Origin of the sequence: Rosenbergiella sp. YN46, from assembly GCF_036620675.1 — a bacterium.
Lineage (GTDB): Bacteria > Pseudomonadota > Gammaproteobacteria > Enterobacterales > Enterobacteriaceae > Jejubacter.
Genome location: NZ_JAZHEE010000035.1, coordinates 1 through 14,479 on the forward strand (window position 1 = coordinate 1; position 14,479 = coordinate 14,479).

14 protein-coding genes are annotated in these 14,479 nt (G+C 55.7%); 7 read left to right on the forward strand and 7 right to left on the reverse strand.

Going from position 1 to position 14,479, the window contains the following annotated elements; genetic code table 11:
- Nucleotides 1-196: hypothetical protein (locus V3W49_RS18450; protein ID WP_500147476.1), on the reverse strand; the 196-nt coding region annotated here is incomplete at its 3' end.
- A 345-nt stretch (nt 197-541) separates the two neighbouring features.
- On the opposite strand from V3W49_RS18450, the gene V3W49_RS18455 reads away from it, so the two are divergent.
- The 6 genes from V3W49_RS18455 (at nt 542) to luxS (ending at nt 5,636) form a co-directional block, all read left to right on the forward strand.
- Nucleotides 542-1,609, forward strand: a complete 1,068-nt coding sequence (locus tag V3W49_RS18455) for a cytidine deaminase-like fold-containing protein (RefSeq protein ID WP_500147478.1) — start codon at nt 542-544, stop codon at nt 1,607-1,609.
- Between the two features lies 1 nt (nt 1,610).
- Nucleotides 1,611-2,030, forward strand: a complete 420-nt coding sequence (locus tag V3W49_RS18460; protein WP_500147479.1) for a DUF6911 family protein — start codon at nt 1,611-1,613, stop codon at nt 2,028-2,030.
- 279 nt (nt 2,031-2,309) lie between these two features.
- Nucleotides 2,310-2,876: a fructose-1-phosphate/6-phosphogluconate phosphatase gene (gene yqaB / locus V3W49_RS18465; protein ID WP_500147480.1), complete on the forward strand. Its 567-nt coding sequence runs from the start codon at nt 2,310-2,312 to the stop codon at nt 2,874-2,876.
- Nucleotides 2,873-3,301 carry a YqaA family protein gene (locus V3W49_RS18470; RefSeq protein ID WP_500147482.1) on the forward strand — a complete coding sequence of 143 codons (429 nt, stop codon included), beginning with the start codon at nt 2,873-2,875 and terminating at the stop codon, nt 3,299-3,301. The genes yqaB and V3W49_RS18470 overlap by 4 nt, the downstream gene beginning before the upstream one ends.
- 109 nt (nt 3,302-3,410) lie before the next feature.
- Complete coding sequence (gene gshA, locus V3W49_RS18475; RefSeq protein ID WP_500147484.1) at nt 3,411-4,970, forward strand: glutamate--cysteine ligase; 1,560 nt, start codon at nt 3,411-3,413, stop codon at nt 4,968-4,970.
- Nucleotides 4,971-5,120: 150 nt separating this feature from the next.
- On the forward strand, nt 5,121-5,636 hold the full coding sequence (luxS, locus tag V3W49_RS18480) for an S-ribosylhomocysteine lyase (RefSeq protein WP_500147485.1): 516 nt from the start codon (nt 5,121-5,123) through the stop codon (nt 5,634-5,636).
- Between the two features lie 186 nt (nt 5,637-5,822).
- Here luxS and emrB read toward each other — a convergent pair whose 3' ends face one another.
- The 6 genes from emrB to ampH form a co-directional block, all read right to left on the reverse strand.
- Nucleotides 5,823-7,361: a multidrug efflux MFS transporter permease subunit EmrB gene (gene emrB / locus V3W49_RS18485; protein WP_500147487.1), complete on the reverse strand. Its 1,539-nt coding sequence runs from the start codon at nt 7,359-7,361 to the stop codon at nt 5,823-5,825.
- 16 nt (nt 7,362-7,377) lie between these two features.
- Nucleotides 7,378-8,550: a multidrug efflux MFS transporter periplasmic adaptor subunit EmrA gene (gene emrA, locus V3W49_RS18490; protein ID WP_500147488.1), complete on the reverse strand. Its 1,173-nt coding sequence runs from the start codon at nt 8,548-8,550 to the stop codon at nt 7,378-7,380.
- Between the two features lie 143 nt (nt 8,551-8,693).
- The gene (gene mprA / locus V3W49_RS18495) at nt 8,694-9,224 is read right to left on the reverse strand and encodes a transcriptional repressor MprA (protein WP_500147489.1); all 531 of its coding nucleotides are present in this window, start codon (nt 9,222-9,224) and stop codon (nt 8,694-8,696) included.
- Nucleotides 9,225-9,634: 410 nt separating this feature from the next.
- Nucleotides 9,635-10,819, reverse strand: a complete 1,185-nt coding sequence (locus tag V3W49_RS18500) for an MFS transporter (RefSeq protein WP_500147491.1) — start codon at nt 10,817-10,819, stop codon at nt 9,635-9,637.
- A 118-nt stretch (nt 10,820-10,937) separates the two neighbouring features.
- Complete coding sequence (gene idi, locus V3W49_RS18505; protein WP_500147492.1) at nt 10,938-11,486, reverse strand: isopentenyl-diphosphate Delta-isomerase; 549 nt, start codon at nt 11,484-11,486, stop codon at nt 10,938-10,940.
- Nucleotides 11,487-11,635: 149 nt separating this feature from the next.
- A complete protein-coding gene (ampH, locus tag V3W49_RS18510; protein ID WP_500147537.1) occupies nt 11,636-12,817 on the reverse strand; it encodes a D-alanyl-D-alanine-carboxypeptidase/endopeptidase AmpH in 1,182 nt (393 codons plus the stop codon).
- A gap of 442 nt (nt 12,818-13,259) precedes the next feature.
- Here ampH and sbmA point away from each other — a divergent pair, with 442 nt between their 5' ends.
- A complete protein-coding gene (gene sbmA / locus V3W49_RS18515; protein WP_500147493.1) occupies nt 13,260-14,474 on the forward strand; it encodes a peptide antibiotic transporter SbmA in 1,215 nt (404 codons plus the stop codon).
- The last annotated feature ends 5 nt before the right edge of the window (nt 14,475-14,479 follow it).

Sequence of the window (14,479 nt, forward strand, 5' to 3'; positions counted from 1 at the left end):
GTACTCGGCTACGAACCGAGCGGTCGAAGGTTCGAATCCTTCCGGATGCACCATATTGCATAATGCTGTCAGCGATGACGGCATTACTGAAGCGCGGCAGCCGCCGCAGGCAAAAGGAAAGATAACGTCGCCACAGGCGACGGCCCGGCAGGGTGAGGCAAAGCCGGGTAATCTTTCCGTATGTGCTGCATCTCATGATATTCCGGTTTATATGGCGAAACGAATGCCGGCAAACCCGGGTATCCGTTGTCCCTGAAGCGGGATCTCCTCTCTTTTCTTCCCTTATCGTAAGTTGTCCGGAACAGAGCCTGATAGCCCAGAATTTGCTCTGGAGAAAAATCTCTGCCAACGCCGCTATCATCCTTCACCAGGAACTTACCATGCACGAAGGGGTAAGCCCGGAGCTATAACTGAACCGGGGGATTTTAGCGAGTTCACTTCGAACAGGGTTTCAGAAAATCCCCCGTTATTTTCTTAAGACTATTCCAGCCCTGTACTTTATTCTGTATGCAACTAAATGTTACAGAACAGGGATGTTCATATGGGATTAAGCTTACCGGGCAACAGACTTATCTATCTTCTTCGGGACGATCTGGCGCCAGAGTCCTTTGAACGAATACTTGACCCGCAGGCGGCATGGCGACATGCCGAACAGAACTACGCCTATGATGATAGGTGGAATCAGCGCTATATTGTGAATATCGACCTGAAATCCGTGCACCCCTTTGCAGGCACGCTACCCCGGCAGGGTGAACAGGCGAAATCGCAGCTCAGAACGATGATCGAACGTGGTGATGTGGTGTGTCTGAACGAGATCTCCGTATTACCCGCCGAGCTGTTCTACATTAATAACAACGGCGCGCTAATTTGTCGCGATGAAAGTGTTTTTCGGTTTGATGGCGCGAAAAAGATCGTTGCAGCATTTAATCTTGCGGTGAAAAAGCGTGATTACTCTCATTCTGGAGGAAAGCCCAGTTCAACATCGTCAAGATTGCTCAAAACAGGCAGGAGCTATCCGGTATTCAGTGAAAGAAACGATGATGCGCTGATTAGCGAAATCGCTTCCATAAGCCGTGGTAATCGCAAAGTACCTGTCGCTGATGCCGTGCCTGAATCGCCCGGAATGGTGAATAATATCGCTCAGACGTCAGCGTCGACGGAATCGGTAGAGAATGAAGCTGTGGTCACTGCCCAATTAGAGGTTAACGGTAGGACATTCACAGATACGAACCAAACCGCCAGGCCCGCCGAAAGAACGGATGCCGATAAGCCGACTCTGGTACAGGATAGGGTTCTCGCTAAAGAGCAGAAATTGAGGGCGAAGGGCAAAACGGGTAATCTGCCACTGCCGAATAGTAATATGGCAAATGCCCATGCTGAGATAGGCGTAATACAGCAGGCTCATGATGCGGGCGTGGCAAAAGGAGAGGATTTAAATATTACCGTGACAGGGAGGGATGTCTGTGATTATTGCCGGTCTGATATTGCTCCTGCGGCTAAAGCTGCGGGAGCAAAATCTGTCACAGTTTATGCGGTGGATGAAACCACTCAATTGCCCAAAAAGTATTACTGGGACGAGAGTATGAAAAAATTAACAGAGGTTAAATAAAATGATTAAATGGATACTCGGTGGGTTTTATCTCAGCCATGGGCAGCATACGCAGTTGCTGGTAATAGAAAATCCACAGGCCGATGACCTGAAAAATCATCTGGAAGAATTAAGAACCCATAACGGTAAGTTAATTCTAAAAAATAATCTCGAAGATGAATTACGGCCTTACAAGATGACGCTTTACTCAGATAATCATGATTCCAGTGTGCAGACTTACATGGTTCTGCTGGCGACCGATCTGGAGGATGGCGATATTGATATTAGGACCTTCAATGATAAATCAGGCGCTAATACATTTATTCCCATGCTGGGTGAGCCTTTTGCCGCTACCTCTACAACGCGGGATTTTTCTTTAGTCATTCGGGCATTTAGCGAGTTCTTAGCCACGGGAGATGTCAGTACTGAGTTACTGGAATAACGCTGAAAAGGCGATTGGCGTAAATCACCTGCTTTACCGGTAGATGTCAGGCGCTGCTCTGGAAGGCGATGTTTCCGTATTGACGCTGAATGGCGAGACCCCGACTCGCCTTTTCTCCATAGTCCTACTGACAAGAACGCCTGCTCTTTCCAGCCGTATGTCGACTGTTTGTCGTGTCTGAACTTTCATCACATCCGTTATTATTCCACCTGCAATTAGCGACATCCCCGGTCGTTTACGATAAAGTAACCGCCTGTCATTTTTCGGTGCGGGGGCAAGATGTACGATCGCTATGAAGGGCTGATTTTCGACATGGATGGTACCATCCTGGATTCCGAACCCACGCACCGTCTGGCATGGCGGGAGGTACTGAAGGGTTACGGAATGCGTTTTGACGAGCAGTCCGTTGTGAGCCTGAATGGCGCGCCAGCCTGGCAGATAGCCCGACATATTATTGCGATGAACCATGCCGAACTCGACCCTCACCGCCTGGCGGCTGAAAAGACGGCGCTGGTTAGCCGGATGTTGCCGGAAGCGGTGCGCCCGCTGCCGCTGGTTGAGGTGGTGAAAGCGTGGTATGGGCGTCGACCAATGGCGGTCGGCACCGGTAGCGAAAGCAGCCTTGCGGAAATGCTGCTAACCCGGCTGGGTCTGCGGCAGTACTTTGTGGCGGTGGTCGCGGTCGATCACGTCAGCCGTCCGAAACCCGCGCCCGATACCTTTCTGCGCTGTGCCTCCCTGATGGGAGTTCCGCCAGAGAAGTGCGTGGTCTTCGAAGACGCCGATTTCGGGCTTCAGGCCGCTGGCGCTGCGGGAATGGATGCGGTGGATGTTCGTCTGCAGTGAGTGACGCGCTGGCGCTGTTTTCGCTATTTAGCGGCAGCTTTCTGAGCGCCACGCTGCTGTCCGGTAATTCAGAAGCGCTGCTGGTGGCGCTGCTGCTGGCGGAAAAAAGTTCGCCTTTGATGCTGGTGGCAGTTGCGACCCTTGGCAATAGTCTGGGGGGAGCAACAAATCTTATTTTAGGGCGGCTGTTTCCCTTGAGGACGCAGTCGCGCTGGCGGGAGCGCGCGCTGGGCTGGCTTCAGCGCTTTGGGCCGGCGGCGCTGCTCCTGAGTTGGGCTCCGGTAGTCGGGGATTTGCTCTGTCTGCTGGCGGGATGGTTGCGTCTGGCCTGGGGGCCGGCGCTCTTTTTTTTATGTCTCGGCAAGGCGTTACGCTACGCGTTAGTGGCAGCGATCACCCTGCAGGGGATAAACTGGTGGCACTAATTGGTTGTTTGAGTGAGGCCCGGTGACGCTTCGACACAGGCGGCGCACCGAATCGTCAACCAGTACAATTATGCTTAATAAAAATGTTTTCTACAGGCGGGAGGTCGATTTGATCCCGGACGTATCACAGGCGCTGGCCTGGCTGGAGTCCCATCCACAGGCGCTGCGCGGCATTAACCGCGGTCTGGAGCGCGAAACGCTGCGCGTGACGCCAGACGGCCATCTGGCAACCACCGGACACCCGGAACACCTTGGCGCGGCGCTAACGCATAAGTGGATTACGACGGATTTCGCGGAAGCCCTCCTGGAGTTCATCACCCCGGTCGATGGCGACATCGATCATATGCTGACCTTTATGCGCGACGTGCATCGCTACGTGGCGCGTAACATCGGCGATGAGCGTATGTGGCCGTTCAGCATGCCCTGTTTTATCGATAACGGTCAGGATATCGAACTGGCGCAGTTTGGCAGCTCGAATATTGGTCGAATGAAAACGCTGTACCGTGAAGGGCTGAAGAATCGCTATGGCGCGCTGATGCAGACCATTTCCGGCGTGCACTATAATTTTTCTCTGCCGCTGGCCTTCTGGCAGGCCCGGGACGGGGTGAAAGATGCACAGAGCGGCAAGGCGGCGATTTCGGCGGGCTATTTCCGGCTGATTCGCAACTACTACCGTTTTGGCTGGGTGATTCCGTTCCTGTTCGGCGCATCGCCGGCTATCTGCTCGTCGTTTCTGCAGGGCAAGCCGCAGACGCTGCCTTTTGAGCAGACCGACAGCGGAATGTTCTATCTGCCGTACGGCACCTCTCTGCGTTTGAGCGATCTGGGCTATACCAACAAGTCTCAGAGCAGCCTGGGAATCACCTTTAACAATCTCGACAGCTATGTCGCCAGCCTGAAACAGGCCATCAGGACGCCTTCTGATGAGTTCGCCCGTATCGGTCTGGAAAAAGACGGCAAGCTGCTACAGCTCAATACTAATGTGCTGCAGATTGAAAACGAACTCTATGCGCCGATCCGCCCCAAGCGAGTTACTCGCAGCGGGGAATCGCCCTCTAACGCGCTGCTGCGCGGCGGGGTTGAGTATATTGAAGTCCGCTCTCTGGATATAAATCCCTTCTCGCCGATTGGCGTTGACGAGCAGCAGGTGCGTTTCCTGGATCTGTTTATGGTCTGGTGCGCGCTGGCGGATGCGCCGGAGATGAGCAGTGCCGAACTGCAGTGTACCCGGGTTAACTGGAACCGGGTGATTCTGGAAGGGCGCCGCCCGGGGCTGACGCTGGGTATTGGCTGCGAAACCGCGCAGTTCCCGCTGGAGCAGGTCGGGAAGAATCTGTTCCGTGACCTGCGGCGGGTGGCGGAAACGCTGGATGCCGTCGATGGTGGCGATGCGTACCGTGCGGTGTGCGATCGCCTGGCGGCCTGCTTTGAAGATCCGTCGTTGACCTTCTCGGCCCGCACCCTGGATCTGATGCTGGAGCAGGGAATTGGCGGCGCCGGTCGCGCGCTGGCCGAGCAATATCGTACTATGCTGATTCAGGAACCCTTGTCGGTTCTGAGCGAAAAAGAGTTCGAGCAGGAACGCGATGCGTCCTGGCGTCGTCAGCGGGAAATTGAGGCGGCGGACAATGAGCCGTTTGCAAGCTGGCTGGCTCGTCAGGAAGGTTAGAAAAGAAAAAGGCCACATCATTGTGGCCAAACTTTCATCTCTGATGACAGGGATGATGATAACAAATGCGCGTCTTTCATATAGTCAGACTTGAGCCCAAGCGAATAGTTCAGTTAATTTAAAAAAAAATCACTAATCGGAGGTGACCAGATGCCGTTGTTGGATAGCTTCACAGTCGACCACACCCGTATGGGGGCGCCGGCGGTGCGCGTAGCCAAGACTATGAATACACCGCATGGCGATACCATCACCGTGTTTGACCTGCGCTTTTGCGTGCCTAATAAGGAAGTGATGCCGGAAAAAGGGATCCATACCCTGGAGCACCTGTTCGCCGGCTTTATGCGTAATCATCTGAACGGCAATGGGGTGGAGATTATCGATATCTCCCCGATGGGCTGCCGTACCGGCTTTTACATGAGCCTGATTGGCACACCGGATGAGCAGCGGGTGGCCGATGCCTGGAAAGCGGCTATGGCCGATGTTCTGAAAGTGAAGGAACAGAATCAGATTCCGGAGCTCAACGTTTATCAGTGCGGCACTTACCAGATGCACTCGCTGGACGAAGCCCAGGAGATAGCGCGCCATATTCTCGATCGCGATGTTCAGGTCAACAGTAACGATGAACTGGCGCTGCCGAAAGAGAAACTGCAGGAGCTGCATATCTAGCGCGAAGCTAACGCTGTTGTAACAAAACAAAGGGAGCCTTTAAGGCTCCCAGAGACCGATGACAAACCCGGGGCCGAACGCGTTCGGTCATAATCACCAGAAAAATAGACAAGGAAAATCAATTTATTGATTTTCGGCCGCTTAACCACAAAGAGGGAGCCATAAAGGCTCCCTTTTTCGTGACGGTTAGTGGGCGCCGCCGCTGTCGCCGCTGGCGCTGAATGGCGGTCGGGCGAACCACACCAGCCCCAGCAGCAGCATAAAGATGCCGGCGGAGGCCCAGAAGATCTCATTGGCGGACATAATCAGCCCCTGATTGGTTATCTGTTGGGCTATCCAGCCTGAAGCCTGCTGATGGCTCATCCCCATGCCCTGCAACTGGTCATACATCGCCTGGGCATTCGGATTATAGGGCGTTACCGATTCCGTTAGCTGGGCGTGGTGCATCGATTCGCGATTGGTCCACATCGTGGTGGTGATTGATGTCCCAATCGAACCTGCCAGGGTACGGGTAAAGTTGGACAGACTCGAAGCCGCGGCCAGACGCTCCGGTGGCAGGCCGGAAAGGGTAATGGTCGTCAACGGCATAAAGAAGCAGGCCACCGCGAAGCCCTGAATAAACTGGGGCCAGGCTGAAGCGCCGAAGTCCATTCCCGGCTCAAAAGTCCATGCGCGCCAGTAGAAGCAGACCGCATACATAATAAAGCTGAAGGTTACCAGTCGACGCATATCGAGCTTATGGGCGAAGCGCCCAATCAGAGGCGACAGAATAACCGGAATAATGCCGACCGGCGCCGAGGCCAGCCCGGCCCAGGTAGCGGTATAGCCATAGACTTCCTGCAGCAGCTGTGGCAGCAGAACGATACTGCCGAAGTAGAGCATATAGGCAAGACTGATACACAGGCAGCCGATGGTGAAGTTGCGGCTCTTGAATAGCGACAGATCGACAATGGGGTTCTTGTCGGTCAACTCCCAGACAATCAGGAAACTGAGCGCCACTACCGCGACGATGGTCAGCACGATAATCTCTGTGGAGTTAAACCAGTCCAGCTCTTTACCGCGATCCAGCATCACCTGCAGGCTGCCGATGCCAACTACCAGCAGGCCCAAACCGATACTGTCGATAGGACGGCGTTCGGTTTTAGTTTCCCGGCCGCGCAGGGTCTGGAGCGTCATTAGCACCACGACAATCCCGATGGGGACGTTAATAAAGAAGATCCAGCCCCAGTGGTAGTTATCGCTGATCCAGCCGCCGAGAATCGGGCCGCAGATTGGCGCCACGATAACGGTCATCGACCATAGCGCCAGCGCGACGTTACGCTTCGCGGGCGGATAGTTGCTGAGCAGCAGGCTCTGAGATAGTGGAATCAGCGGCCCGGCCACCACCCCCTGAATGACGCGGAACAGGATCAGCATCTCCAGGCTGTTGGACACGCCGCAGGCCCAGGAGGCCACGGCGAAAGCGGTGGTCGACCAGAGGAACAGCTTCACCTCGCCCACTCGCTTTGCCAGCCAGCCGGTCAGCGGAATCGAGATAGCATTCGCTACCCCGAAGGAGGTGATAACCCAGGTGCCCTGGCTCAGCGACGAGCCAAGGTTGCCGGCGATGGTCGGGATGGCGACGTTCGCGATGGTGGAGTCCAGCACCTGCATGAAGGTCGCCAGCGCCAGCGCGATGGTCATCAGGGCCAGCGGCGCTCCCTCCAGCGGTTTCTGTTGTTGCATGGCTGCCTCCGCCGCGTTAGCCCGCGTTTGCGCGGATGATATTGTCGATCAACTGATTGACGGGGGCCAGCGCCAGCTCGCGGGCGTCGCTCTCGTAAGCGGGCTTGCTACGGGTCTGGGTCGCCAACATCGGGCCGTCGCTATTGCTGGTATTCACTTTTACCAGGGTGGAAAGGCCGATACGCAGCGGATACTGCTTAAGCTGCTGCTGATCCAGCTCGATACGCACCGGCAGACGCTGAACCACTTTAATCCAGTTACCGGTGGCATTCTGCGCCGGCAGCAGGGAGAAAGCGCTGCCTGTTCCCATATCCAGCCCGACTACCTTGCCTTTGTACTCCACCTTATCGCCATAGATATCGCTGACTACCGTCGCCGGCTGGCCGATGCGCATATTGGCAAGCTGGGTTTCTTTAAAGTTGGCGTCCACCCACAGGCCGGTGGCGGGTACGATAGCCATCAGCGCGGTGCTGGTGCCTATTTGCGCGCCGACCTGCACCGCGCGGCGCGAGACGTAACCGGTCATCGGGCTGACGATTCGGGTACGCTGCAGCGCCAGCCAGGCGTTGCGTACTTCAGTCGCCGCCTGTTTTACCGCCGGCTGTTCGGCCAGCGGCGTGTCGAGGATCATCGCCTGATTGGCGTTATACTGCTCTATTGCCGCGTCGAGTTGCGCCTGGGCGCTGGCAACCGCATCGCGCGCGTGTTGCAGCTCTTCACGGCCTATCAGGTTGTCTTTACCCAGCGGAACCCGGCGGTTAAGGTCGGTCTGCGCCTGGGCCAGCGCGGTACGTTTTACCGAGATATTGGCCTGATATTGCCTGCTGTTAATGATCAACTGGCGAGTCTGGCGCACGCTGTTGGCCAGCGCCGTTTTCGCTTTTTCAAAGGCTTCCCGGGCGTCGGTCGGATCGAGCGTTACCAGGACATCGCCCTTCTTCACAAAATCGGTATCGTCCACCCATACCTTGGTGACGCTGCCCGAAACCTGAGACATGATTTGCACCTGATTACCGGCGACGTAAGCATCGTCAGTCTCTGCATAATGACGCAGAACCAGGAACCACCAGATACCATATGCCACTGCCAAAACCACAAACAGCAGGGTCAGCAAAAGAAGCGCACCTTTACGCTTACTTTTTTTGCCAGCCGGCTGCTGTGGCGTTTGAGTTTCCGCATGTGCGCTCATGCTTATCTCCACTCTATTTATTATTGGAGCCCGAAACGCCGGGCTGTTTAGTCATAAAGGCCAGCACACTGCTGTGCTGGCCTGCATGTAAAAAGCTTGTTTATTATTCTGAACAAGGGTTCAGCGTACCTGCGATTACGGTTTTAACTCGCGCTTTCAGGCTGAAAGGATTTTTCGTCCATCTGATCGAGTCGGGTGAGTAATTTACGCGTGATCTGCTCAAGCTGGGTTTTCTCGCTGTCGGAAAGCGAAGACCAGAGGTGATGCAGGCAGCTATGCTGAGGCGGTAACACCTGATTCAGGAACTCGTGGCCCCTGGGCGTCAGATGAAGATGCAGACAGCGGCGATCGTTGTCGCTTTCGCGGCGTTCGATCCAGCCGCGCTTTTCCAGCTCGTCGGCAATGCGGGTGGCGTTGGTTCGGGAAGAGCCCAGCGCGCAACTCAGTTCGCTTGGCTGAATGCTGTGGTTTTCCTGGGATTCCAGCGTGATCAGCGCCATGAATAAGGTCTCGTTGATTCCCTGAGCCTTCAACATTTTGTTGCGGTTTTCCAGCAGTTTGCCCTGCATATGCATGCATAGACGGGTCAGGAGAATTTCCTGATAAGGGAAAGCTTCGTGACGGCTGGCACGAAATTTAAGCATCTGTTCTATGGGCGAAAACGAACTATCCATTTGGGCATAACCTCATTAATTGCAGCCGATATAGTAACGACGGTGATAAATAAAGTAAATGTATTATTTTCTTAAGTGTGGTTAACGAACGATGCTTTTAAATAATCGCTCAGGCCGCAAGTGGCGGGCCATACAGCAATTTCATCACATCATACTCCCGGAAAAAGCGGGAGTCCTCAGGGGAAAAACCAGGAATAATCAGAGGGTTCGATAATATGTTTGAATAAAGGTGCAATTGAAGGATACAGAACGTCATGAACCTGAACAGGTTGAAATAAAAGGTGAGCCATGCGTGATGTCTGCCGGAATACAATAAGCACTGTGTCTGAATAAAAATAGAGTCAATACATTAACAAACTACGGGCCGCCTTAACAGTCGCCATGATTGCGAATGTCGGCGGCCTGCCATATCAGGCGGCACTTTCCTGGCGATGATAGCCGTGCCACCAGACCAGCAACCCGAGTGCTGAAACCACTGCACCAGCGCTACAGACCCCGTTCCAGCCCGCATGCTGCCAGGCGCTGGCGGAAATCAACGAACCGGCGGCACCGCCGATAAAGTAGCTGGTCATATAGCCCGCCGTCAGTCGATTACGGGCCTGCGGATGGGCGTGGTAGATCACGCTCTGGTTAGTAATATGCACTCCTTGGACGGTGAGATCCAGTACGATGATCCCCACAATTAGCGCCGGAATTGACCACTGTCCCAGCGCGATAGCGCCCCAGGAGAGTAGCAGCAGAATCAGGCCGCCGCTGGTGGTCAGGTGGGCTTTACCCTTATCGGCCAGCCCGCCTACCGGTCTGGCACCTAAAGCGCCAGCGGCGCCAGCCAGACCAAACAGGCCAATAACGCTTTCGGAATAGTTAAATGGCGGCGCCGCCAGCAGAAAGGCCATTGACGTCCAGAGGATACTGAAGTTGGCGAAGGTCAGGCAGCCCAGCATGGCCCGGGTGCGCAGCAGGCGATTACGGGCGAACAGGCTGAAGATAGAGGTCAGCAACTGGCCGTAATTCAGGGTATTGTGCTCCTTCACCCGCGGCAGACCACGCCACAGAGCGACCGCCATTAGCGCCATCAGGAAGCTTGCCACCCAGTAGACGGTGCGCCACCCTCCAAGGCCCGCCAGCAGGCCCGCGACGGTACGCGCCAGCAGTATACCCAGTAGCAGACCGCTCATAATGGTGCCCACCACCCGGCCACGGCGCTCTGGGGCTGCCAGGGTTGCGGCAAGGGGCACCAGTATCTGTGCCACCACGGAAAACAGTCCGGTCAGTGCAGTACCCAGAATCATCAATCCCAGGCTCTGACTTAGCGCAGTGATCAGCATTCCGCCAGCGGACAGCAGCGTCATCGTCACTATCAGGCCGCGACGTTCGAACATGTCTCCCAGCGGCACCAGAAACAGCAGCCCGGCGGCGTAACCGAGCTGGGCGGCGGTGACAATAAAGCCGGCCTGATTGACCGATAGTGAGAAAGCGTTAGCGATGGTGTCCAGCAGCGGTTGCGCATAATAGTTGCTGGCGACGGCAAGGCCGGTCGCGACAGACATAAGCAGCGTCAGCGAGGGGCTGATACCTCGATCTTTCTGGGTCATTGGACTTTCACGTTCAACGGGTTATGGAGCGCACAATGATAGTGATTATTCGCGCCAGCGCCACCCCGTCTTGCGGCTTTCTGGTGTCGGATTGTGCCGTCAGTCGGGGAGAAGGGAGTCAGAAAGAGAGAGAGGCCAGGGCATTGAGGATGGCCGGGCGCGCCAGTTGCTCGACCATCCAGGGGCTGTAGGCAGCGGGAATGGCGCTAACGCCAGCCAGCAGGCGATCGACGGGTAGCCAGCAGTAATCCATCACCTCATCAGGGCGGGGTTGCGGCTCGGCTTCAGTGCGGACAAACCAGACCGGGCAGTATTCGTTTTCGATAATACCGCTGGCGTCGACGGCGAAATAACGGAAATCGTTATCGATAAGCAGCGGCGCTGAAATGGCCAACCCCAGCTCCTGGTGACAGCGGCGCCTGACGGCGTCGCTCATCGCTTCGCCCGGCATGGGGTGGCCGCAGGCCGAATTGGTCCATACGCCGGGCCAGGCTTTTTTGCCCAGGGCGCGGCGAGTCAACAGCAGTTCATTGCGCTGATTAAAAACGTAGCTGGAAAAGGCCAGGTGCAGCGGGGTGTGGTTGGTGTGCACCCGGGATTTTGCTTCGGTGCCGATGATGCGCAGGTTGTCGTCCAGCAGCAGGACCTGTTCATCGCATTGGTTCATAGTGACTCCGCGCAGTTTGATAATGCGGCAATGATTATAAGTGACCACATTATCCGTATGAGAACATAACTTGCGGTTAAACCGCCGCAGAATTTGTCGCCAGATGCTTTCCCGCGCGTAACCGGCACCCTGAGGCGCCGGTTACAGGATTAGCGCGATGCGCTCTGACTAACCGCACCTGCGGGATTAATTTCGGTACGGGTCAGTACCGGCTGCGGCTGCGATGTATCACCGCCACTGAGTTCGCTGACCAGAGAGTTAATCCCGTCGCTCATATTCACAAAACGGGTCAGGGGAGAGCGGGTCACTACCACAAAGGCACCGACGTTTTTTTCCGGCACCATCGCCATATAGGTGATAAAGCCACCGGCTCCTCCGGTCTTTTGAATAATCCCCGGCCTGCCGTCTTTCGGCTTCATATAGACCCAGCCCAGCCCCAGTGCATCGGCGCGCCCTGGCACGTCCATACCAATGACTTTAGCAAACTGGCTGCGCTGGTAGATAAGCGTCTGCATACGATCCGCCTGACTGCTTCTGGAATGGACGTCAGAGGACAGAAACTGCTGCATCCAGCGCATCATGTCGTCCGGAGTGGAGTAGATCCCCCCGCTGCCGATGGCCGCCAGCGTATTGTTGCAGGGGCTGGCGCCGCGTTCAGGAATCATCAGACGCGCGCACTGATCCGGCGAAGGGGTAAAGGTGGTGTCCTTCATCCCGAGTGGGCGGGCTATCTGCTCGTTGAACAGTCTGGGATACGGCTTGCCTGACGCCCGCGCCAGGGCATCGGCCAGGAGATCGTAGGCCAGGTTGGAGTATGCGGCCTGGCTGCCGGGAGCGTGTTTCAGGCTGGCCGATTCCAGCCAGTTCCAGCGCTGCTGGCGGGTGGGCCAGATAAACACCGGGCGCGGCGAAACGCCCCCAGGCTGCTCGCGGGGCAGGGCGCTGGTGTGGGTCGCCAGATTGACCAGTCTGATGGGCTCGCCGTGATAAGTGGGCACCCGTGCGCCCGGCGGCGCATATTTACTGAGCGGATCGTCGAGCCGCACCACGCCCTGGTCGAGCAGTTTGACCATCACTTCACTGGTCATGAGTTTGGTCAGCGAGGCGATGCGGATAACTGAATCGAGCTGCGGCTTTATATTATTGCCGGGGCGGGTCTCGCCCAGACTCTGAAAAACGCGCTGATTGCCGTTAATCACCACCATCGCCATGCCAGTGGCACCGCTGCCATAGAAGATATGGTTGGCATAGCGTTCGGCAATATCGGCGGTGAACAGCGGATCCGGCGCCTGTGCCGCCCGGCTAATAATGGGGAGTGCCGCTAAAGTGATGGCGGCGAAAGTGAGAAAACGATGTTTCACGCGATTCATCCATTGTGTATGCAATTTTTACGGTAAGGCTATTGGTGTTTATACCATGATGCAGGGCTCTGCCAGCGATGGCACGTGTTATCGCGTGAAAAAAAAACGTAACCTGGCATTTCACGGGTAACTTTTTTTCCTGCGCATGGCAGGATGTGGCCTGCATCGGTGTTACTGGCGAAAAGATGCCCTGGAAGGGACTTTACAGGTCAGGTATGGCCGTCGGGCCCCTTTTACAGGGAAGGACTTAAACTGTACTTCTGTTTATCGTCAACCTGCTTCATGGTTTGATACAAGATTCTGGCATTATTGTGACTGACTTCACGTTATCTTTTGTCAGTCTGGTCGCTCGTGCAGGCGGGACGCCTGCGCTGCCGATAAGGCAATTTGCGTTTATGCTGGAGTCTTGTTGATGTTTAAATCCTTTTTTCCGCGTCCGGCGCTGTTCTTCTCTTCAGCGCTTGTCTGGATGCTACTCACCATCCTGTTCTGGCAGTTGGGAGGCGAACACTGGCTTAATCACGCTGTTGGCGCCAGCGAACAGGTTCCTGTTAGCGCTGCCCGTTTCTGGTCGGGCAGCTATCTGCTGTTTTACGGCTATTACTGGGCGTGTACTGCGCTGTTTGCCGGATTCTGGTTTATCCGGGCGCCGCATCGCTGGCAGTACTGGTCGATAACGGGAAGTTCGCTTATCGTCTTCGTCACCTGGTTTCTGGTGGAGGTGGGGCTGGCGGTGAATGCCTGGTATGCGCCATTTTACGATCTCATCCAGCAGGCGCTGACCTCGCCGGGTAAGGTGCGGATTAACCAGTTTTACAGTGAGATTGGCGTTTTCCTGGGAATTGCGCTGATAGCCGTCGTGGTTTCGGTGCTGAATAACTTCTTTGTCAGCCATTACGTTTTTCGCTGGCGTACCGCCATGAACCAGTACTATACCGCGCACTGGCAGCGGCTGCGTCATATCGAAGGGGCGGCCCAGCGTGTCCAGGAAGACACCATGCGTTTCGCCACCACGCTGGAAAATGTTGGCAGCCAGTTGCTGAAGGCGGTAGTGACGCTGTTCGCTTTTTTGCCGGTGCTGGTGGCGCTCTCTGCGCACATTAAAGAATTGCCGATAGTAGGACAGATTCCCTATCCGCTGGTGGTTGCAGGCGTGCTCTGGGCTCTGGTAGGCACCGCGCTGCTGGCACTGGTGGGGATCAAACTGCCCGGTCTGGAATTCAATAACCAGCGGGTGGAAGCGGCCTACCGTAAGGAGCTGGTCTATGGCGAGGACGATCCCACGCGCGCCACGCCGCCGACCCTGGGGGAACTGTTCCATTCGGTGCGGCGTAACTACTTTCGGCTCTATTTCCACTATATGTACTTTAATATCGCCCGCATTCTCTATATGCAGTTGGATAACGTCTTCGGCCTGATCGTGCTGTTTCCGTCGATTGCCGCGGGGGCTATTACGCTGGGGTTGATGACCCAGATCCTCAACGTATTCGGCCAGGTTCGGGAGGCGTTTCAGTACCTGATTCTTTCCTGGACTACCCTTGTGGAACTGATGTCTATCTACAAGCGTCTGCGTAGCTTCGAGCACCATCTGGATGTGCCGCAGTCGCAGATGATTCAGGAAGCCTGAGTGCG